This is a genomic window from Actinoplanes sp. NPDC004185, from assembly GCF_053603475.1.
Genome location: NZ_JBSGFR010000012.1, coordinates 22025 through 41957, shown reverse-complemented (window position 1 = coordinate 41957; position 19933 = coordinate 22025). Strand labels below are relative to the sequence as shown.

Annotated in this window: 19 protein-coding genes; 12 read left to right on the top strand and 7 right to left on the bottom strand. The window is 72.1% G+C overall.

All coding sequences use genetic code 11. The features are described 5' to 3' along the window. The 4 genes from ACWEOZ_RS14420 (at position 1) to thiC (ending at position 3752) form a co-directional block, all read left to right on the top strand. Entirely contained in the window at positions 1-741 is a 741-nt protein-coding gene (locus tag ACWEOZ_RS14420; RefSeq protein WP_451911164.1) for a thiazole synthase, read from the top strand. After that, positions 735-1319 (top strand): thiamine phosphate synthase, encoded by a 585-nt coding sequence (locus ACWEOZ_RS14415; RefSeq protein WP_451911163.1) that lies wholly within the window; start codon positions 735-737, stop codon positions 1317-1319. Before ACWEOZ_RS14420 ends, ACWEOZ_RS14415 begins: the two co-directional genes overlap by 7 nt. After that, a complete protein-coding gene (gene thiD / locus ACWEOZ_RS14410; RefSeq protein ID WP_451911162.1) occupies positions 1316-2083 on the top strand; it encodes a bifunctional hydroxymethylpyrimidine kinase/phosphomethylpyrimidine kinase in 768 nt (255 codons plus the stop codon). The genes ACWEOZ_RS14415 and thiD overlap by 4 nt, the downstream gene beginning before the upstream one ends. An 82-nt stretch (positions 2084-2165) precedes the next feature. After that, positions 2166-3752: a phosphomethylpyrimidine synthase ThiC gene (gene thiC / locus ACWEOZ_RS14405; protein ID WP_451911161.1), complete on the top strand. Its 1587-nt coding sequence runs from the start codon at positions 2166-2168 to the stop codon at positions 3750-3752. Here thiC and ACWEOZ_RS14400 read toward each other — a convergent pair. From ACWEOZ_RS14400 to ACWEOZ_RS14380, 5 genes are all read right to left on the bottom strand, one after another. Further along, positions 3740-4180 (bottom strand): ribonuclease domain-containing protein, encoded by a 441-nt coding sequence (locus tag ACWEOZ_RS14400; protein WP_451911160.1) that lies wholly within the window; start codon positions 4178-4180, stop codon positions 3740-3742. The genes thiC and ACWEOZ_RS14400 overlap by 13 nt on opposite strands. Positions 4181-4315: 135 nt before the next feature. Next, complete coding sequence (locus ACWEOZ_RS14395) at positions 4316-6283, bottom strand: hypothetical protein (protein ID WP_451911159.1); 1968 nt, start codon at positions 6281-6283, stop codon at positions 4316-4318. A 74-nt stretch (positions 6284-6357) separates the two neighbouring features. Further along, on the bottom strand, positions 6358-6672 hold the full coding sequence (locus ACWEOZ_RS14390; protein ID WP_451911158.1) for a cupin: 315 nt from the start codon (positions 6670-6672) through the stop codon (positions 6358-6360). Further along, a complete protein-coding gene (locus tag ACWEOZ_RS14385) occupies positions 6669-7598 on the bottom strand; it encodes an LLM class F420-dependent oxidoreductase (RefSeq protein ID WP_451911157.1) in 930 nt (309 codons plus the stop codon). Before ACWEOZ_RS14385 ends, ACWEOZ_RS14390 begins: the two co-directional genes overlap by 4 nt. An 11-nt stretch (positions 7599-7609) precedes the next feature. Next, positions 7610-8359 carry an ABC transporter ATP-binding protein gene (locus tag ACWEOZ_RS14380; RefSeq protein WP_451911156.1) on the bottom strand — a complete coding sequence of 250 codons (750 nt, stop codon included), beginning with the start codon at positions 8357-8359 and terminating at the stop codon, positions 7610-7612. 273 nt (positions 8360-8632) lie between these two features. On the opposite strand from ACWEOZ_RS14380, the gene ACWEOZ_RS14375 reads away from it, so the two are divergent. After that, entirely contained in the window at positions 8633-9625 is a 993-nt protein-coding gene (locus tag ACWEOZ_RS14375) for an ABC transporter substrate-binding protein (RefSeq protein ID WP_451911289.1), read from the top strand. 69 nt (positions 9626-9694) lie between these two features. Further along, positions 9695-10519 carry an ABC transporter permease gene (locus ACWEOZ_RS14370; protein ID WP_451911155.1) on the top strand — a complete coding sequence of 275 codons (825 nt, stop codon included), beginning with the start codon at positions 9695-9697 and terminating at the stop codon, positions 10517-10519. A 65-nt stretch (positions 10520-10584) separates the two neighbouring features. On the opposite strand, the gene ACWEOZ_RS14365 is transcribed toward ACWEOZ_RS14370, so the two are convergent. Continuing rightward, positions 10585-11748: an ABC transporter substrate-binding protein gene (locus ACWEOZ_RS14365; RefSeq protein ID WP_451911154.1), complete on the bottom strand. Its 1164-nt coding sequence runs from the start codon at positions 11746-11748 to the stop codon at positions 10585-10587. 532 nt (positions 11749-12280) lie between these two features. On the opposite strand from ACWEOZ_RS14365, the gene ACWEOZ_RS14360 reads away from it, so the two are divergent. From ACWEOZ_RS14360 to ACWEOZ_RS14345, 4 genes are read left to right on the top strand one after another with little or no spacing between them, the layout of a single operon-like run. Further along, entirely contained in the window at positions 12281-15520 is a 3240-nt protein-coding gene (locus ACWEOZ_RS14360; protein ID WP_451911288.1) for a nitrate- and nitrite sensing domain-containing protein, read from the top strand. 2 nt (positions 15521-15522) lie between these two features. Beyond that, positions 15523-15936, top strand: coding sequence for a roadblock/LC7 domain-containing protein (locus ACWEOZ_RS14355; RefSeq protein ID WP_199515804.1), 414 nt, complete (start codon positions 15523-15525; stop codon positions 15934-15936). 53 nt (positions 15937-15989) lie between these two features. Continuing rightward, positions 15990-16352: a DUF742 domain-containing protein gene (locus tag ACWEOZ_RS14350; RefSeq protein ID WP_360551876.1), complete on the top strand. Its 363-nt coding sequence runs from the start codon at positions 15990-15992 to the stop codon at positions 16350-16352. Then, the gene (locus ACWEOZ_RS14345) at positions 16333-16953 is read left to right on the top strand and encodes a GTP-binding protein (protein ID WP_203776533.1); all 621 of its coding nucleotides are present in this window, start codon (positions 16333-16335) and stop codon (positions 16951-16953) included. Before ACWEOZ_RS14350 ends, ACWEOZ_RS14345 begins: the two co-directional genes overlap by 20 nt. A 120-nt stretch (positions 16954-17073) precedes the next feature. On the opposite strand, the gene ACWEOZ_RS14340 is transcribed toward ACWEOZ_RS14345, so the two are convergent. Continuing rightward, a complete protein-coding gene (locus ACWEOZ_RS14340; protein WP_451911153.1) occupies positions 17074-18219 on the bottom strand; it encodes a uroporphyrinogen-III synthase in 1146 nt (381 codons plus the stop codon). A 650-nt stretch (positions 18220-18869) separates the two neighbouring features. On the opposite strand from ACWEOZ_RS14340, the gene rplM reads away from it, so the two are divergent. Continuing rightward, positions 18870-19313, top strand: a complete 444-nt coding sequence (gene rplM / locus ACWEOZ_RS14335) for a 50S ribosomal protein L13 (RefSeq protein WP_203776528.1) — start codon at positions 18870-18872, stop codon at positions 19311-19313. A 170-nt stretch (positions 19314-19483) separates the two neighbouring features. Beyond that, positions 19484-19918 carry a 30S ribosomal protein S9 gene (rpsI, locus tag ACWEOZ_RS14330; RefSeq protein WP_451911287.1) on the top strand — a complete coding sequence of 145 codons (435 nt, stop codon included), beginning with the start codon at positions 19484-19486 and terminating at the stop codon, positions 19916-19918. Positions 19919-19933 lie beyond the last annotated feature (15 nt).

Genomic DNA, 19933 nt, shown 5'->3' with positions numbered 1-19933 from the left:
ATGTTCGGCGAATCCCGGCTGATCCTGGGCACCGGCGGGGCGGAGAGCCTCGCCGCGCTCGAGGCGGCGATCGTCGCCTCGGGCACCGAAATGGTCACCGTCGCGCTGCGCCGGGTCGACGCCGCGGGTCCCGGTCTGCTGCCGATGCTCGACCGGCTGGGCCTGCGTATCCTGCCCAACACGGCCGGCTGTTACACCGCGACCGACGCTGTGAAGGCCGCCCACCTGGCCCGCGACGCGTTCGAGACGGATCTGGTGAAGCTGGAGGTCATCGGGGACGAGCGGACCCTGCTGCCGGACGGCGTCGAGCTGTTGCGGGCGGCCGAGAGGCTGGTCGCGGACGGGTTCCAGGTGTTGCCGTACACGAGCGACGATCCCATCCTCGCGCGCCGGCTCGCCGACGTCGGATGCGCGGCGGTGATGCCGGCCGGGGCGCCGATCGGGTCGGGACTGGGCATCTCCAACCCCCATCACATCCGGCTCATCCGCGACAGCGTGGACGTGCCGGTGGTGCTGGACGCGGGCATCGGCACCGCCTCGGACGCGGCGCTGGCCATGGAGCTGGGCTGTGACGCCGTACTGATCGCCAGTGCGGTCACCCGGGCCGTCGATCCGGCGCGGATGGCCGCGGCGATGCGGCACGCCGTCGAGGCCGGGCGACTGGCCTTCGGCGCCGGCCGGATCCCCAAGCGCTACCACGCGCTCGCGTCCACATCGGACGAAGGGCGGCCGGCATGGTGATCCCGTCGGGCGTCGTCGTGCTCACCGACCGCCGGCTCGCGGCGCGGCCGCTCGTCGAGGTGGTCGCGGCCGCGGTCCGCGGCGGCGCCGAGTGGGTCATCCTCCGCGACAAAGACCTGGGGTACGGCGAGAGGTACGCCCTCGCGGAGAGCCTGCGCGCGGTGGTTCCGGTGGGACGACTCGTGATCGCGGGCCCCGATCCGCTCGGTGGCGACGCCGTGCACCTGTCGGCCACCGATTTCGTGCCGCCGGGTGTCAGCCTGGTCGGCCGCTCCTGCCATGGCGTGCCCGAGCTGTCCACTGAGGACTACGTGACGTTGTCGCCGATGTATCCCACGCCCACCAAGCCCGGCTATGGGCCCGCGCTGGGGCCGGATCGGGCGGCGGCCCTGGCCGGTGAGGTGCCGTGGCTGGCCCTCGGTGGGGTGCACTCGGCGCAGCGGGCCGCTGCTTGCGCGGCTGCCGGGGCGCGCGGAATCGCGGTGCTGGGTGCGGTGATGGGCGCAGAAGATCCCGAGTCCGTCACGCGGGGCCTGGCCCGGGCCTTCGCGCAGGCGTCGGCAGGGGTGCGGGCATGACGCCGCGGGTGGTGCTGACCATCGCGGGCTCTGACAGTGGGGGTGGGGCCGGGATTCAGGCCGACCTCAAGACGTTCGCCGCGCTCGGGGTCTACGGCGTTTCGGTGCTGACGGCGGTCACCGCCCAGAACACGCTCGGCGTCACGGCCATCCATCCGGTGCCGGTGGACGTGGTGGCGGCCCAGCTGGACGCGGTGCTGATGGATCTGGCGCCCGATGCGGTGAAGGTGGGCATGATCGGGGACCCCGCGGTGGCCGAGCTCATCGCGTCCCGGGTCGGTGAGCTGCCCAACCTCGTCGTCGATCCGGTGCTGGTGGCCACCAGCGGGAGTCGCTTGTCCGGAGTGGACGCGGTCACGCCGCTGCTGCCGTACCGCTGCGTTCTGACGCCGAACCGGCAGGAAGCCGGCGCCCTGCTCGGTCACCGGGTGACGACGGTGGCCGAGGCGGCCGGCGCGGCCGCCGAGCTGGCGGCCCGCGGTCCGGGGGCCGTCGTGGTCACCGGCAGCGAATCCGCCGTGGACGTGCTGCACGCGGACGGGGTGACCACCGTGCTCGACGGTGACCCGGTGCCCAGCGGCAACAACCACGGCTCGGGGTGCACCTTCTCGTCGGCGATCGCGGTGCGGCTGGCCCAGGGCGATCCGCTGCCGGTCGCCGTGCGCGCCGCGAAGGACTACGTGGGGCGGGCCCTCGCCGGCTCGCGCGACTGGAAGCTCGGCGCGGGACCGGGCCCCCTGGACCATTTCGGCTTCTCCCACTGACAGACGACTGACCGGCTGTACCGGCGATCGGCGGTTCCGTGCTGCCGAATGCCGCCCTGTTTGCCCCTATATAGGAGGAACCATGAGGCGCAAGGTGTACGTCGAGGGCTCCCGTCCGGACCTGCGGGTGCCGTTCGCCGAGATCGACCTGACCGGGGACAACCCGCCGGTCCGGCTGTACGACACGTCCGGTCCCGGCAGCGACCCGGAGGTCGGCCTGCCGCCGCTGCGCGGGCCGTGGATCGCCGAGCGTGGTGACGTGGCCCCGGTGGCCGGTCCAGGCACGCCGCTGGCCGGCACCCGGCCCACCCAGCTCGCGTACGCCCGGGCCGGGATCGTCACGCCGGAGATGGAGTTCGTCGCGATCCGGGAGAACGTCGAGCCCGAGGTCGTCCGCGAGGAGATCGCGGCCGGGCGCGCGGTGCTGCCGGCCAACGTCAACCACCCGGAGATCGAGCCGATGATCATCGGGTCGCGCTTCCTGGTGAAGATCAACGCCAACATCGGTACGTCCGCGGTGACCTCGTCCGTGGCCGAGGAGGTCGAGAAGCTCACCTGGGCCACCCGGTGGGGCGCCGACACCGTCATGGACCTGTCCACCGGCAAGCGCATCCACGAGACCCGCGAGGCGATCGTGCGCAACTCCGCGGTGCCGATCGGCACGGTCCCGATCTACCAGGCCCTGGAGAAGGTGGACGGCGACCCGGTGAAGCTCTCCTGGGAGGTGTTCCGGGAGACCGTGATCGAGCAGGCCGAACAGGGCGTCGACTACATGACCGTGCACGCCGGGGTGCTGCTGCCGTACGTGCCGCTGGCGGTGGACCGGGTCACCGGCATCGTGTCGCGCGGAGGGTCGATCATGGCGGCCTGGTGCCTGGCCCACCACCGGGAGAACTTCCTCTACGAGAACTTCGCGGAGCTGTGCTCGCTGTTGGCCCGCTACGACGTGACGTTCTCGCTGGGGGACGGGCTGCGCCCCGGGTCCATCGCGGACGCCAACGACGCGGCGCAGTTCGCCGAGCTGCGCACGCTCGGGGAGCTGACGCACGTCGCCTGGGAGCACGGGGTGCAGGTGATGATCGAGGGGCCGGGTCACGTGCCCATGCACAAGATCAAGGAGAACGTCGACCTGCAACAGGAGCTGTGCGGCGGGGCCCCGTTCTACACGCTCGGCCCGCTGACGACCGACATCGCGCCCGCGTACGACCACATCACCTCGGCCATCGGGGCGGCGATGATCGGCATGTTCGGCACCGCGATGCTCTGTTACGTCACGCCCAAGGAACACCTCGGACTGCCCGACCGGAACGACGTGAAGGCCGGGGTGATCGCGTACAAGATCGCCGCGCACGCCGCCGACCTGGCCAAGGGGCACCCGGGTGCGCAGGAGTGGGACGACGCGCTGAGCAAGGCCCGGTTCGAGTTCCGCTGGGAGGACCAGTTCAACCTGGCCCTCGATCCGGAGACCGCGCGGGCGTACCACGACGCGACGCTGCCGGCGGCGCCGGCGAAGACGGCCCACTTCTGCTCGATGTGCGGCCCCAAGTTCTGCTCCATGAAGATCACCCAGGAGCTCAAGGAGTACGCGGCCCGCGGCATGCAGGACAAGAGTGAGGAGTTCGTCTCCGCCGGCGGCAAGGTCTACTTGCCGATCACTCAGAGCTTGTAGAAGTTGACGTAGTGGTCGGGGGTGAACCAGGTCTCCCGGGTGGACCGGTTCACCACGATCCGGTACGCGTCCCGCGCGGCGCCCCGTGCCCGCGGGTACACGTCGTACTCGCTGTAGGTGGCGTTGGCCGGCAACTGGCGCTCACGGTTCTGGAACGTGCCACCGGTGTAGTTGTACTGCCCGTACGGCCAGCTGTACCAGCCCGCGCCGGTCGGCCAGCCGAGCGAGCTCCAGCCGGTGCGCGCGGTCCGGGCCGCCGAGCACCGGGACGAGGTGCAGGTCGAATAGACCGTGGCCGCGGCGGCGGCGGTGTGCGTCGGCGCGACCACAGCGGGGGCGACGAGGCTGCCGCCGGTGAGGGCGAAAGCGATGGCGACCGCCGACAGCAGGCGGCGCAGACGGGACGGGCGGGGTGCGTCAACGGGCATGGCGGACTCCGTAGCGTCGGGGGCCCGTCCAGGCCGGGCCGTGCCCCCATCCTGGAGCCGCCGGGCCGGGCCGCGGTACATCCCCGACGCATCATTCCATCGGCGTTCGGCTATGCGTCGGCCCGTGCTCGCCGGCTATTTGCCCAGGCCGCTGACCCAGTCCACGTAGTCCTCGTCCTTGCCGCCGCCCTTGGGCCGGCGCTTGCCGTCCGGGGTCCCGTCGACCGGGCTCGGTGCCGTCCCGGTCCGCGGGGCCGGGGTGACCGGCAGCGGCGGGCTGACCGGATCGGGCTGCGGCAGCGGCGCGCTGATCGGCGTCGGTTCCGGGGTCAGCGGCTCGGCGGACTTGCCGCGGCCGAACGGGCGCAGGCCACGACCCAGCCGGCCGCCGGCACTGCGCGGCTGCTCCGGGACAGAGGTGCCGACACCGGGCGGCAGCGGCCGGGTGGCGGGCTCGGGGACGTACGGCTTCGGCTCGGGGCGGGGTGCCTGGGCGGCCGGGGACCACGGGGCGCCGCCGGACCGGGGAGCCGTCGCCGGCTCGGGCCGGCTGAAAGCGTCGAACGGGGCCGGCCCCTGGTCGTCGGACCGGGACCGGCCGGCGGTATCCCCGGGCCGGGCGGCATCGGGGGCCGAAGGGCCGCTCGGTGGGGCGGCGGGGAACTCGCCGGTGCGGCCGGTGAAGGCGTCGGCGAAGCTGGAACGGCGTCCGCGGCGACGGGGCTTCTCCGGCTTGGTCGCGATCGGTGGCGGTCCGCCGAGGCCGGCGCCGAGATCCGCGGGGGCGGCCGCGGTCGACCCGGAACCGTGATCTGAACCCCGGCCGGGCGCTGACGTGTGAGCGGATCCCGAGCCGTGCCCGGATCCTGAGCTGTGGCCGGGCGCTGAGCCGTGACCGGGCCCCGAGCTGTTGCCGGGCCCGGAGCCGTGGCCCGGCTCCGGTCCATCACGATCGGGCCCCGGACCGTGATCAGCCCGGCCCCCGAAAAAGGGACCGGCGCCGACGGAGGGACCGGCGCTGTGGGAAGGGCCGGCGGGGTCGGCCGCGGGGAAGGCGGGCGTGGGCGCGTCGCCGGGGCGGCCGCGCGGGGGCAGGTCGAAGACGCCGGTGTCGACCGGGCGCAGCGGCTGATCGACCGCCGGCCCGCCACCTGCCGCCGCGATCGCCGACTCCGGCTGGTTGGTCCTTCTGGGCAGGGGTGGCTTCTCCGGCTCCTGGCCGTCCAGCTCGCCGTCGTCCTCCGGCTCGGGGCCGCGGCGCAGCACCGCGGCCAGCACCGACCCGAGCACCCCGGCGCCCGTGGCGGTCATCGCCGCCCAGTACGGCACCACCTGGTAGCGGTCGTTGCCGCCACCGGGACCCGCGATCAGGTAGGCGATGGTCAGCAGCGCCGGTCCGGGCAGCCCGGCCAGCGCGATCGTCAGCGTCGGCAGCTCGCGCCGCCGGGCCGTCCAGCCCAGCAGCGCGCCGATCACCAGGGCCAGCGCGGGCATCGTGGCCAGGGCCGTCCGCTGGGTCACCGCGGGGGACAGGAAGCCGGCGTCGAAGACACCCAGCCGGATCGCGGGCAGCGGATCGCTCGGCGCCAGCGACGGCGCCACCGACACCAGCGCGATCGCCCACACCGCCGCGCTCATCGTCACGAGACTCCACCGGGCGACCGTCTGGGCCAGCGCGGCCCACGCGGCGAACACGCCGACCAGCGTGCCCAGGCCGGCGCAGATGGCGATCACGACCACCGGGTTCACGCCTGCGACCTGCGCGGTCCGGGCCGGCTGCATGGTCAGCGGCACCACCACACCCGCGCCGATCGCGGCCGAGATGGCCAGCGCCAGCTCAGTGCCCGGACCGACGACCGGTGTGACCGGCGACCAGCGTCGCAGCAGCGCGGCCCCGGTCAGGGCGCCCACCACGGCGGCCAGCATCGGCACCCAGGCGACCCAGGCCAGCTGGGCCGTCCACTGATCACGCGTGGTCACGTCCAGGACGCGGGTGAGCCGTACGATGCCGAGGCCGTACGCCAGTCCCAGCTGGCTCGCCCCGGCCAGCGCGCCCACGCCGAGGGTGGCGGCCAGCAGCTTGGCCCACGTCCGAAATGCCATGCCGGGCAGGGTACGGAATGGTCCGTGCCGCGGCCAGTCCAGAGCCTGCTTCTTAAGGCAGGCCAAAATTCCGCTCAGCCGGCCTCGGCGCCGGTCTTCAACTCAACGATGCGACCGACATACACAGTGTCACCGGCGTTGGTCAGCATGTGCGTCTGGCCGGGCTCGCGGTAGACCACGCTGCCGGTCTCCTCCTCGACGTCGATGCGCTCGCCCGCCGCGGTGTGGATCACGTTCTTGGCGCCCTGCACGGCGATCACCACGTACGCCAGGCCGTGGTGGTGCAGTGGCTGCGTCTCGCCCGGCGCCAGCGTGATGTGCCAGACGCGCACCCGGTCGTTCTCCAGCAGAATCTCCTGGCCGACCTGGCCCAGCACCTGCTCTGTCATAGCTCTCCCACCTGAGGCAGGACCCGGGACGCGATCAGCTCCACGTGCTCCAGGTCGGACATGTCGATGACCCGCAGGTGCACCCGGGTGGCGCCGATCGCGGCGAACTCCCCGATGCGCTGGACCAGGGCGTCCGGCGAGCCGACCACCGGGTCCTCCGGCGGTAGTGCGCTGGGCACGTGCAGGGGAGCGGCCCGGCGCTGGGCTTCCTCGTCGGTGCGGCCGAGGGCCACGACGATCCCGGCTGACAGCGTGACGCTGCGCCCGTACCGCTTGCTCGCGGCCCGGACCCGGTCGAAGGCCGCCGCCGTCTCCGCCACCGTCTTGAACGGCATGTTGAACTCGTCCGCGTAGCGGCCGGCCAGCTCCGGGGTGCGTTTCGCGCCGCGGCCGCCGACGATGATCGGCGGCCCGGGCCGTTGCACCGGCTTGGGCAGCGCCGGCGCGTCGAGCAGCTGGTAGTGCTTGCCCTCGTAGGAGAACCGGGCACCGTCCGGAGTCGACCACAGGCCGGAGATGATCGCCAGCTGCTCCTCCAGGCGGTCGAAGCGCTCGCCCAGCGGCGGGAACGGGATGCCGTAGGAGGTGTGCTCGCGTTCCAGCCAGCCGGCGCCGAGTCCGAGCTCGATCCGGCCCCCGCTCATCGCGTCCACCTGGGCCACCATGATGGCCAGTGGTCCGGGCAGCCGGAACGTCGCCGAGCTGACCAGGGTGCCCAGCCGCAGCCGGGAGGTCTCGCGGGCCAGCCCGGCCAGGGTCAGCCAGGCGTCGGTCGGGCCGGGCAGGCCCGGGTCGGCGCCCATCGACTGGTAGTGGTCGGCGCGCAGGAAGCCCTCGAAGCCGCCGTCCTCGGCGTGCCGGGCCAGCCGCAGCTGGTCGTCGTAGGTGGCGCCGCGGTGCGGCTCGGTGAACAGGCTGACGCGCATCGGCGGATCCTTCAGGCCATCAGGAGTTCGTGCAGCTCGGCGCTGCACCGGGCGACCTCTTCGAGGTGCGCGCCCCGGCCCAGCGTGCGGGGCCGCGGGATGTCGATGTCGATGATCTCCCGGATCCGGCCCGGGCGCGGGCTCAGCACGACCACCCGGTCGGCCAGCAGCACCGCCTCGTCGATCGAGTGGGTCACGAAGACGATCGTGGTGCCGAGCTCCATGTGCACCCGCTGGAGCTCGCCGGAGAGCTCCTCACGGGTCAGTGCGTCCAGCGCGGAGAACGGCTCGTCCATGAGCATGACCCGCGGCTCGGCGATCATCGACCGGCACAGGGCGACCCGCTGCTGCATGCCGCCGGAGAGCTCGTGCGGCAGCCGCTTCTCGAAGCCGGACAGCCCGGTCATGCTCAGCAGCTGCTGAGCGCGGTCACGGTGCTCCGCTTTCTTGGCGCCGAAGATCTGCATCGGGAGCAGCACGTTGTCGAGCACCGTGCGCCACGGCAGCAGGGCCGGCTTCTGGAACATCATCGCGATGTCCCGGCGGGGCTTGGTCACCCGTTCGCCTGACACCTGGACCTCGCCCGCGCTCACCGGCAGCAGGCCCGAGATCAATCGCAGCAGTGTGGACTTTCCGCAGCCAGAGCGGCCGAGCACGGCGACGAACTCGCCGTCACCGACCGCCAGGTCGATGCCGCGCAGGGCCTCCACCGTGCCGGATCGGCCCGCGAAAGTCCGGGAGACGCCGGTGAGACGGATCATCGTCGGGTGCTCCCGATAGTTTCGGATCGATGCGCTGACACTGTAGCCAGCCGTTGCCTCATTGCCGCGACCACCCCGTCCACAAGGGCTTCTGAGACATACCTGTCATCGATGATCGGCCCGGGGTCCCCTACGCTAACGCCCGAGTTCGCGCACACCACCATGCGGCGCCGGTGCACCCTCCGCCCGACGCCGACTGCCTCGACACCCCCTCGGTTGGGAAGGAACACGGTGCACAGAAGAACGTTCACCCGCACGCTCGTGGCCGCCGCGCTGGCCACGACCCTCGCCGCCGCAGCCGGTTGCAGCGACGACGGGGATGACAAGAGCGCGTCCGGCGGCACGCAGACGCTGGAGAAGATCACCTACCTGACGTCGTTCGGCACCTTCGGCCGCGACTCGTACGCATATGTGGCCAAGGAGAAGGGCTACTTCCGCGACGCCGGCTTCGACGTCGAGATCAAGCCCGGCGGCGGCAGCGGTGAGGGCATCAAGCAGATCGTCGCCGGCACCGCGCAGTTCACGCCCATCGACCTGACCGGCGGCCTGCTCGCCGCGGGCGGCGCGGCCAAGGCCACCGGCTTCACCGCCGTGGGCGCCGTGCAGCAGCGCACGATGGCCGCGATCATGTCGCTCGACGGCTACGGCATCGCCTCGCCCAAGGACCTCGAGGGCAAGACGCTCGCCGACACCCCCGGCTCCGTGGTGCGCAACCTGTTCCCCACGTACGCCAAGCTGGCCAACGTGGACGCGTCCAAGGTCAACTTCGTCAACGGCAACCCGCAGACGCTGTTCGGCACGCTGGCCTCGCACAAGGTGGACGGCATCGGCCAGTTCGTGGTCGGCAAGCCCACCATCGAGGGCATCGCCAAGAAGCCGGCCGTGCTGCTGCCGTACAGCGACTACCTGCAGGACCTCTACGGCAACGTGCTGATCACCAGCACCAAGTACGCCAAGGACAACCCCGAGAAGGTCAAGAAGTTCACCGCGGCTCTGCTCAAGGGCCTCGAGGACTCCATCACCAACCCGGACGAGGCCGGCACCCTGCTCAAGAAGAACGTGCCGACCGCCGACCCCAAGTCGGCCGCGGCGGAACTGACGCTGATGGCGCCGTTCGTGCGGTCCGAGGCCTCCGGCGTGCCGGTGGGCGCCCTGGACAGCCAGCGGGTCGCGCGCAGCATCGCCATCCTGCAGGGCTCCGGCCAGATCCAGGCCGGACTGACGCCCGAGCAGGTCATCAGCTTCGACCTGGTGCCGAACGCCTGATCCGGCCGGGCCCGGGGCCGGTCATAGCCGGCAGGCCCCGGGCCCCGACCAGGGGAGCGAGAAAGACTGATGACTGACGTGGCGACAGCGCCCGCACCGGCGCCGGCGGACCGGGCGGGATCCACCCGCCGCCGTACCCTCGCGGCCGTGGCCTGGCCGCTGCTCGGCCTGGCCGTCGCGATCGGCCTCTGGTGGGCCGGCACGACCCTCTTCGCGATCAACACGGTCGTGCTGCCCTCACCGCCCGCGGTGATCGACGGCTTCAACCGCTACCGCCAGTTCCTCGTCGACGAGGCCGGGCACACCACCGCGGCGACGGTGGAGGGCTTCCTGCTCTCGGTGGCCGTCGGCGTGCTGCTCGGGGTGGCCATCGCCGCGTGGGGTCCGTTCGAGCGGATGTTCTCCCCGCTGCTGGTGGCCTTCAACGCGGTGCCCAAGGTGGCCCTCGCGCCGCTGGTGCTCATCTGGTTCGGCTACGGGCGCACGCCGATCCTGGCGATGGCGTTCATGGTCTGCTTCTTCCCGATCGTGCTGTCCACCGCGACCGGCCTGACCAGCACCCCGGCCGACCTGGTGGAGCTGGCCCGCTCGATGGACGCGTCCCGGGTGCAGACCTTCGCCCGGATCCGGCTGCCCGCCGCACTGCCGCAGATCTTCGTCGGGCTCAAGGTGGCGATGCCCCTCGCGGTCATCGGCGTGGTGGTCGGCGAGATGCAGTACGGCGAGAGCGGCCTCGGCACCATCATCGTGCAGACCAGTGGCCAGGGGGACACCTCGACGGCGTTCGCGGCCATCACCCTGCTGGCCCTGATCAGCATCGTCCTCTACTACGTGCTGGTCCTGGTGGAACGGCTCGCGCTGCCCTGGGTGCGCGCCACGACCTCGCAGCGCTGATTCCGCGTACGAAGAAGCCGGCCGACTCGCGTGAGTCGGCCGGCTTCTCTGTGCCCGGGTGGAGATCAGCTCAGGAGCCGCCAGCGGCCACTGCGGGCCACCAGCAGGGTCAGCGCCTGCGGCATCAGTCCGGAGTGGTTGTCCGGGGTGAGCCGGATCGGGCCGGCCAGGCCGTCGGTCTGCGAGGTCTCCAGCACGTCGCGGATCCGCTGGCGGTCGCCGCCGACCTTGGCCACCGCGTCGGCGATCAGGTCGACCGCGTCGGCCGCGAACGCCGCCACTCCCGAATAGCTGCCGTAGCGCGCGGTGTAGTCGCGGAACCACTGCTTGCGGGCCGCCTTGGCCGGCGTCGTGGCGATCACGTCGTCGATGGCCAGGATCTGGGTGAAGACCATGGTGGTCTTGTCGGTGGCGGCCGCGGCCGCCTGCGGCAGGAAGAGGTCACCGGCGGCGGCGGCGTCGAAGTAGACGCTGCCGGTGAAGCCGGCCGCCTTGGCGCTGGTGGCCGCCAGCGTGGCCAGGTCCGAGCCGGCCAGCACGACGAGGGCCTCGGGGTCGGCGTCGGTCAGCGTGCCGACCGTCTGGCTGATCTCGGTGGCCGTCGGCTTGACGGCGCGGTTGCCGGACAGCGTGATCTTGGCCGCCTTGAGCTGGTCGACCATCTTCTTCTGCGCGGCCCGGCCGTAGAGGTCGTCGGCGTAGAGCAGGGCGGCGGACTTGGTCTTCTTGCGGGTCAGCTCGGCCACCACGGCGGCCACGCTGTCGGTCGAGTTCGGACCGAGCTTGAAGACGTACCGGCGGCTCTGCACCGGCGTGGTCACCTCGTCGGCGGCGGCGAGCGCGATGGTCGGGATCCGCTGGTCGTTGATCGTCTTGGCCGAGTCGACGGCGCACTGGCCGCAGGAGCCGGCGATCACGGCGGCGACCGCCGGGTCCGCGGCGAAGGTGCTGATGTTGCGCAGCGAGGCGGTCGGGTCCGACCGGTTGTCCTGAGTGCGCAGCACCAGCTCGCGGGAGCCGAGCACGCCCGAGGCGTTCACCTGGTCGATCTTCAGCTGCAGGGCCCGGGTGTACGCGTAGTCGACCGCGGAGCCCGAGGCGTCCAGGTCGGCGCCGATCACGATCTGCGTCTTGTCGCCGGTCTCGGGGTCCGAGTCGCAGCCCGTCAGCGCGGCGACGGCGAGCGTCGATGCAGCCACGGACGCCGTCAGACGGCGGGGGAGCCTCACTGCGGGTGCCTCCTAGGGGGCGGAGCCCGGGATTGAACCATCCCGGTGAACGCAACGTTGTCCGGTGTGGACCGCGCGAACACGGACAGTCCGTCCGTTCGATCGCGCCAAACCTTGCCAACGTGAAGGTCCCTGGTCAAGCTGCGCCGCAGACGGCCCACGGGATGACTTTCCCACATAGTGGTTGGAATCTTGATGGATCAGCGTCACTGCACCGACACGGAACGTTGCCATGGTTACATTCGTGCACGTCAACGCCTACGCAGTGTCGATTGTCGAGCCGAACGGTTGATTGTCAGCGCGCCGTGAACAGTGTTTCCGGAACGTCGCAGACTTCCCAAACCGTTGCCGTCTCTGATGAAATCGCGGCCGTGCCGCGTGTGGCACGAGCCCTGTCGCGTGGATCGGCTATTCCCGGGCGGCAGTATCGGGGTGGGCGAAGAGATGCGGGGATGACCAGCGAGGAGATGTCGTGAGCACCGGTTCTTCGACCCAGGCTTCGACCTACCCCGCTCGTGCCGCCGGAAACCCGGTGGGACCCAGCGCGGACGCGGGCCGGCCGAGCGGCTCGGGGACCCGGGAGCGGCGCGGGCGCATTCCGCGCCTGCGTGACGCCCGGATCCGGTCCAAGCTCGCGCTGATCCTCTTCGTGCCGCTGGTGGCCGTGCTCGCGCTCGCCACGGTCCGGCTCGTCGACGTCGGTGGCTCGGCGCTCGACGCCCGGCAGGTCGAGGACCTGACCGAGCTCTCCACCGACGTCTCCGACCTGACGCAGTACCTCCACAAGGAGCGGATGGCCGCGGCGCAGTATCTCGCGGCTCCGGACACCAAAGCGGACGGTTACAACGCCGCGATCGCCCTCAGTGATCAGCGCATCCAGCGGTACACGGCCGACCGCCGCGAGCTCGACGAGCCGCCCCCCGCGGTGCAGGACCGGCTCAACCGCATCGACCAGCACCTGCAGACGATGGACGCCACCCGTAAGAAGGTGACCGACCGCGACGAGATCGCCGTCTCCGAGGTCGTGCTGCGGTACGGCGTCGTGCTCACCGACCTGGTCGGCTACGGCGAGGTGCTCAGCCAGTACGCCGGTGAGGGCACGGTCGCCGACAGCCTGCGCGCGGTCTCCGCGTTCGCCCGGGCCAAGGCCGGCACCGCCGAGCAGGAAGCAGTCGCGTTCGCCTCCCGCGCCTCCGGTGACGTCAGCGTCGAGCAGCTCTCGGTCCTGACCGCCACGGAGACCAGCCAGCAGGAGGCGCTCGAGAGCTTCGCGCTGGTGGCCACCCCGCAGCAGCGCGCCCTGGTGGACAACACGGTCACCGGCGACGCGATCAACCTCGCCGACCAGTACGCCACCCGGCTCAACCGCTCCGACCCGATCGCGCCGGTCGAGCTCACCCAGTCCTTCGGCGCGGTCGTCGACCTGATGCGCTGGGCCGAGCAGCGGCTCGAGACCCAGGCGCTGCAGCAGGCGTCCGACGAGAGCTCCGCGGTGGGCCGCCAGGCCGCGATGGAGGCCGGCCTGGTGCTGCTGACCCTGATCATCGCCATCGCCCTGGCCGTCGTGCTGGCCCGCTCGCTCAACCTCTCGCTGCGCCGGCTGCGGGAAGGCGCCCTGGCCGTGGCCAACCGGGACCTGCCCGAGGCGGTCGCCCGGCTGCGCGACGTGCGCAACCTCGGCGACGGCGGCGCCGACGACATCGTCCGGCAGGTTCGCGACCCGATCCGGCTCAGCAACCGCGACGAGGTCGGCCAGGTGGCGCAGGCGTTCAACGTCGTGCACCGCGAAGCGGTCCGGATCGCCGCCGAGCAGGCCGCCCTGCGGACCAGCGTCTCGGCGATGTTCCTCAACCTGGCCCGCCGCTCGCAGAGCCTGGTCGACCGGATGATCGGCGAGCTCGACCAGATCGAGCGCGGCGAGGAGGACCCGAAGCGGCTCGCGCAGCTCTTCGAGCTCGACCACCTCGCCACCCGGATGCGCCGCAACGACGAGAACCTGCTGGTCCTGGCCGGCGCCGACTCCAGCCCGCCGCGCCGCGAGGACGCCCTCGTGGTGGACGCGCTGCGCGCCGCGCAGTCCGAGGTCGAGCTCTACAACCGCATCGAGTTCGGCACCGTCGACACCGACATCTCGATCACGGCCGTGGCCGTCAACGACGTGGTCCGCCTGGTCGCCGAGCTGCTCGACAACGCGACCCGCTTCTCGCCGCCGAACACGGTGGTGGTCGCCGACGGCCGGCGCATCCGCGACTACGTGGTGATCCAGGTCGAGGACCGCGGGCTGGGCATGTCCGAGGAACAGATGGACTCCCTGAACCGGCGGCTGGCCGAGACCCCGGACGTCGACGTGGCCGCGTTCCGGCTGATGGGCCTGGCCGTGGTCAGCCGGCTGGCCAACCGCTACGGCATCCGGGTGGAGCTGCGGGCCAACATCGAGGGCGGCACGGTCGCCCAGGTGATCCTGCCGAACCACATCGTGGTGCTGCCCAGCAACCGCCCGCTGGACCCGCCGAGCCGCGGCAACCGCCAGCTCGACGCGGCCCCGGCCAACTGGAACGACCCGATGCCGCTCGGCCGGGGCAGCGCGGCGACGGCGACCCTGCCGGCCATCGCGCCCGAGCCCTGGGGGCAGCAGCGCTCCGACGACGGCCTGATCCGGGCCGGTGCCGGCGGCTTCTCGAGCATCAGCAACCCGCAGCAGCCGCAGCAGCCGGCCCACCCGCAGCTCCCGCGGCAGCCCTCGCAGCTGCCGGGGCGCAGTGAAGGCACGCCCACCCCGGATCGTCCGACGCTACCCAAGCGTGGCGAAGCGCCGCCGAGCACCGACCGGCCGCCGCTGCCCACCCGGGTCACGCAGCCGGCCGAGTCCGCGCCGGTCGCCGGTTCGGGTTTCGGCTCCCCGAGTTCGCCGACGATGGCGTACCCGACCATGAAGGCCGCGGCGCCCGACCGGCAGATGCAGCAGAACTACGCACCGGCCTCGGGCTTCGCGACGCCGGACGGTGGCACGGTGCCGGCCCCGCGGCAACCGGCCAGCCCGAACCCGAACGGCTGGGGTGCCGCGCTCGCCGCGATGCCGCCGCCGCCCCCGCCGCCGGCCGCCCAGACCGAGGATCGCGGCGAGACCTCGCCGATCTTCCTCGAGATGCAGCAGAGCTGGTTCAAGGGACACGCCGGGCCGATCTCCGAGGAGTGGAGCATGCCGACCGCGGGCTACGCGCCTCCGCCGAACCAGCCGCCCGCCGCGGTGCCCGCCGCGAGCGCGACGGCGGCCCCGGCCACGGCGGTCCCGGCTCCCACCCCGGCGGCTCCGACGGCGCCGGTCGCCCCACCGGCACCATCGGCCCCGGTGTCCCCACCGGCACCGGTGTCGCCGCCGGCCCGAGCCGAAACGACGACTTCCCACGCCCCGAACGCGAGGCAGAATGGTTCGCGACCGGCGGACGCCGGTCCGGACAGCGGTGCCCAGGTGCCCCGGCCACGCAAGTCGGCCGAGGATGCCTGGCGTACCGCCGCCGACGAAGGATGGCAGCGGGCGATGGCCGCGGCGGAACCCTCCGTCACCGACACCACCCGTTCCGGACTACCCAAGCGGGTGCCCCAGGCCCAGCTCGTCCCCGGTGGCGTGCAGAGCAGCCCGCGCAACCAGAACCGTCGCAGCCCGGATGAGGTACGTGGCCTCCTCTCCGCGTACCACCGCGGTGTGCAACGTGGGCGTACGGCCGGCAGTGAAGAAGCTGCCGCGGGCGCCCCTGCTCCGAAGGAGAACTAACAGTGACCAGGCCCCCCACCATGCAGGACATGGGCTGGCTGCTCAGCAACTTCGCCGACAGCGTGGCCGGCATCGCGCACGTCGTCGCGGTCTCCGCCGACGGCCTGCTGCTGGCCTCGTCGCGGGACCTGCCGGCGGACCGCGCCGACCAGCTCGCCGCGATCACCTCCGGTGTCGTCAGCCTCACCGACGGTGCGTCGCGGATGTTCAACGCCGGCGCGGTGCAGCAGACGATCATCGAGATGGACAGCGGGTACCTCTTCCTGATGTCCATCAGCGACGGGTCGTCGATGGCCGTGCTGGCCGCGCGCAGCTGCGACGTCGGCCAGGTCGGCTACGAGATGGCTCTGCTGGTCGAACGGGTGGGTGCCGCCCTGGTGCCCGCACCCCGTGAGGCCGTCGCGCACCAGGTCTGACCCGTACGACCCCGCAACGCTGCTGATGTGTGCCGGAAGGAGGTGACCGCACGATGGGACAGCCCAGTGACCCCCGGGGCAACCTGGTCCGCCCGTACGCGGTCACCCGGGGCCGGACCGAGCCGCGTCGCGACATCCCCATCGAGGCGGTCCTGGTCGCCAGCCAGGCCGCCGTGCAGGAATCCCGGTTCGCCGGGCATGACAAGTACCGCATCGCCGTGCTGTGCGAGCCGCGGGCGCAGTCGTTGGCCGAGATCGCGGCCTACAGCCGGCTCCCGCTGGGAGTCGCCCGGGTGCTCGTCGCCGACATGGTCGCCGACGGGCTGTTGACGCTGCACAGTGCCGCTCCCAAGGAAGGCTTCACGGAGCGGATGGATCTGCTGGAAAGGGTGTTGAGTGGACTTCGCAAGCTCTGAGCGGGCGGGGGCGCAACCCAAGGAGATCACCTCCGCGAAGATCGTCATAGCCGGCGGCTTCGGCGTGGGCAAGACGACCCTGGTCGGTGCGGTCTCCGAGATCGAGCCGCTGACCACCGAGGCTGTGATGACCTCGGCGGGACAGGGGATCGACGACGCGTCCAAGGTGCCCGGCAAGGAGACCACCACGGTCGCCATGGACTTCGGCCGCATCACCATGGCCGACGACCTGATCCTGTACCTCTTCGGCACGCCCGGCCAGACCAGGTTCTGGTTCATGTGGGACGAGCTGATCCGGGGTGCGGTGGGTGCGGCGGTCCTGGTGGACACCAGGCGGATCTCCGACGCCTTCGCGCCGCTCGACTATTTCGAGAACCGTCACCTGCCGTACCTGGTGGCTTTGAACTGCTTCGACGGCGCTCCCCGGTACGAACCCGAGGAGGTTCGCGAGGCCCTGGCGATCGCGCCGCACGTACCGCTGCTCATGTGTGACGCCCGGCACCGCGACTCGGTGAAGTCCGTGCTGGTCGGGGTCGTGGAGCACGCGATGGCGACCCTGGTCGCCGAGCAGGGCAGAGGGTTCCCCGCGACGGTGGGGTGACCCGGCATCTTCTTCCGCGTGGCGGTCCGTCTGGGTGTGCGGGCCGCCGCGTTCTGCTCCCGGGCCGGCTCGTTCCGCGCTGCCGGGGAGCTTGTTTTGCTCCGCCGGGGAGGGAACCGCTCAGGCGGGCAGGCGGTAGCCGCGTTTGACGACCGTCTGGATGACGCCCGGCGTGCCCAGGCCCGCACGCAGGCGGGCCACCGCCATCTCCACCGCGTGCTCGTCCGCGCCCCGGGGCAGGGTGCGCAGCAGGGCCGCCCGGGACAGGACCCGGCCCGGCGTGGCGGCAAGCGCTCTCAGCACCGCCATCGGCGCCGGCGCCAGCGGCTTCAGGTCGCCGTCGACGATCGCCGCGTGGCCGCGCAGCGTGAGCTTGTGCCCGGCCACCTCCAGCGACAGCGCCCGGCGGGGGAGCTCGTCCACGATCGTGCGGACCAGGGCGCTCAGCCGGGCGCGGGCCGGGGTGACCACCGGGATGTCGTGCCGGCGCAGCGGCGCCGCGGTCACCGGGCCCACGCAGGCCGACAGGACGTCGACGCGCAGACTCTCCAGCAGCGGCTCGGTGCTCGGGCCGGCCGCCCGCAGCAGCGCCGCGACCGCCGGCGCCGAGGTGAACGTCACCGCGTCCACCAGGCGTCCGGTGATGAGGTCGACCAGGCGGTGCAGGGGCGCGGGGTCCACCGGAGGCGCCCAGCGGTAGACCGGGACCTCGATCACCTGCCCACCGGCCGCCTGCAGCGCCTCGGTGTATTCCGGCTGACTCTCGCCGTGCAGCTGCATCGCCACCGTCAGACCCGCGAGGCCGCGGGCGGTCAGGTGCGCCACGACCTCTTCGTAGCTCTCACCCTCGGGCGACCACTGGTCCTGCAGGCCGGCGGACCGGATCGCGGCCCGGGCCTTCGGGCCGCGGGCGACCAGGTACGCCCGGGAGAGCACCGCCCGCAGCGGCTCGGCCAGCCCCCAGCCCTCCGCCGCCTCCAGCCAGCCACGCATGCCTATCCCCGTGTTGACCAGCACGATGTCCGGGGACTGGGCCAGGCAGGCCCGGGTCGCCGCGCGCAGCTCCGCGTCGTCGGCGATCGGGACGATGCGCAGCGCGGGGGCGATCACCACCCGGGCGCCCCTGTTCTCCAGGAGGCCGGCCAGCTCGTCCCGGCGGCGGTCGGAAGTCACGCCTATCGTGTAGCCGGACAGCGACGCCGTGGGCTCCGCGAGCGCTGCTGCGGTGATCACGGTCCTTCGCGCGCTGCCGGCCCGTTCCGTCATCCGGCGGCCCGCCCTCCCCACACTGAGGTGCGGGGAGGGTTGCCAGAAAGCCGCGGCGTGGCCGGCCGGTCCACCGAAGGGCACGCTCGGAGACCGCCGTCCTCAGCGTCGACCCGCTCCCATGTCACGCCTGCGTTCTCCGCCGTACCTCCGACCGGCACACGCCGCGGCTTCCCGGTGCCGAGCCGGTCAACCGGCTCAGCGGGCACCGCCAGGTCCGTCCTCAACCCTGGCGGTGGTTCATGGGTGGTGCGCCCGGGCGCGCCGCCGGGCCGGAGCCCTGGCCGCATCGTCGGGGTGCCCGCACCACTTGCCATGTCCGAAGCCTGCCGGGGGGTAATTTCGGCTCTGCGTCCCGTATGTTTCGAGCCTGCTAAGAGGCATTCACGTCAGCGGGTCATCACCGTGGGTGGAATCACCCGGCCCCATGTCGGCGCGCCGCGGGCGACCGCCTAAACTAGGAGCGCTACGTTATCCGGTCCCGTCTGCACGACGGGCCCACCGCCCGTTTTGACCGCGCGCCGCACAGGCGGGTATTGTTGCCTGCTGTTGTGCGACAGCTGCGAGCACGCCCGTTCGGGTAGGCTCGATGTTCGTGCTTGACGCGGCCAGCGCGCGCCCCCAGACCGACGACGAGACAAGGTAATTCTGTGCGTACGTACAGCCCGAAGCCGGGTGAGATCGAGCGTCAGTGGCACATCATCGACGCTTCCGACGTCGTTCTGGGCCGGCTCGCCACCCACACCGCCACCCTCCTGCGTGGCAAGCACAAGCCCACGTTCGCCCCGCACGTCGACACCGGCGACTTCGTGGTGATCATCAACGCGGGCAAGGTCGCGCTGACCGGCAACAAGCGGCAGACCAAGGTCGCCTACCGGCACTCCGGCTACCCGGGTGGTCTGAAGCAGGTCGGCTACGAGGAGCTGCTGAGCAAGCGCCCCGAGCACGCGGTCGAGCTGGCCGTCAAGGGCATGCTCCCGCACAACAAGCTGGCCCGCCAGATCATCAAGAAGCTGAAGGTCTACCCGGGCGCCGAGCACCCGCACGCCGCGCAGCAGCCGGTGCCGTTCGAAATCAAGCAGATCGCGCAGTGAGCGCGGGCGAAGGAAACAGCATGACCGACATCGTCGAGCCCGAGGTCGCCGAGACCGTCGCGGAGCCCGCCGCCGCCGAGGAGCCCACCGCTGAGGTTCCCGCCGAGGAGCCCACCGCCGAGGCCCCCGCCGCTGAGGTTCCGGCCGCCGAGGTTCCCGCCGAGACCGTCGTGGTCGTCGAGGCCGCCCCCGCCGCGGTGCGTGCCCCGCGCCCGGGTGACCGTCCGATCCAGACCGTCGGCCGCCGCAAGGAGGCCATCGTCCGGGTGCGTCTCATCCCCGGCACCGGCAAGATCACCTGCAACGGCCGTGACCTCGAGGCGTACTTCCCGAGCAAGGTGCACCAGCAGCTCATCCGCGAGCCGCTGGCCACCGCCGAGAAGCCCGAGCAGTTCGACGTGATCGCCAACCTGCGTGGCGGCGGCATCACCGGCCAGGCCGGCGCGCTGCGCCTCGGCATCGCCCGGGCCCTCATCACGAACGACCCGGACGACCGCCCGGCCCTCAAGAAGGCCGGCTTCCTCACCCGTGACTCGCGGGTCAAGGAAAGCAAGAAGTACGGCCTCAAGAAGGCCCGCAAGGCTCCGCAGTACTCGAAGCGCTGATCGCAGCGCTCGTCT

What these genes read in the sequence shown, in the direction of transcription:
- ACWEOZ_RS14420 (WP_451911164.1), top strand. Translation starts at nt 1, where the DNA reads ATGTTCGGCGAATCCCGGCTGATCCTGGGCACCGGCGGGGCGGAGAGC.
- ACWEOZ_RS14415 (WP_451911163.1), top strand. Translation starts at nt 735, where the DNA reads ATGGTGATCCCGTCGGGCGTCGTCGTGCTCACCGACCGCCGGCTCGCG.
- thiD (WP_451911162.1), top strand. Translation starts at nt 1,316, where the DNA reads ATGACGCCGCGGGTGGTGCTGACCATCGCGGGCTCTGACAGTGGGGGT.
- thiC (WP_451911161.1), top strand. Translation starts at nt 2,166, where the DNA reads ATGAGGCGCAAGGTGTACGTCGAGGGCTCCCGTCCGGACCTGCGGGTG.
- ACWEOZ_RS14400 (WP_451911160.1), bottom strand. Translation starts at nt 4,180, where the DNA reads ATGCCCGTTGACGCACCCCGCCCGTCCCGTCTGCGCCGCCTGCTGTCG.
- ACWEOZ_RS14395 (WP_451911159.1), bottom strand. Translation starts at nt 6,283, where the DNA reads ATGGCATTTCGGACGTGGGCCAAGCTGCTGGCCGCCACCCTCGGCGTG.
- ACWEOZ_RS14390 (WP_451911158.1), bottom strand. Translation starts at nt 6,672, where the DNA reads ATGACAGAGCAGGTGCTGGGCCAGGTCGGCCAGGAGATTCTGCTGGAG.
- ACWEOZ_RS14385 (WP_451911157.1), bottom strand. Translation starts at nt 7,598, where the DNA reads ATGCGCGTCAGCCTGTTCACCGAGCCGCACCGCGGCGCCACCTACGAC.
- ACWEOZ_RS14380 (WP_451911156.1), bottom strand. Translation starts at nt 8,359, where the DNA reads ATGATCCGTCTCACCGGCGTCTCCCGGACTTTCGCGGGCCGATCCGGC.
- ACWEOZ_RS14370 (WP_451911155.1), top strand. Translation starts at nt 9,695, where the DNA reads ATGACTGACGTGGCGACAGCGCCCGCACCGGCGCCGGCGGACCGGGCG.
- ACWEOZ_RS14350 (WP_360551876.1), top strand. Translation starts at nt 15,990, where the DNA reads ATGGGACAGCCCAGTGACCCCCGGGGCAACCTGGTCCGCCCGTACGCG.
- ACWEOZ_RS14340 (WP_451911153.1), bottom strand. Translation starts at nt 18,219, where the DNA reads ATGACGGAACGGGCCGGCAGCGCGCGAAGGACCGTGATCACCGCAGCA.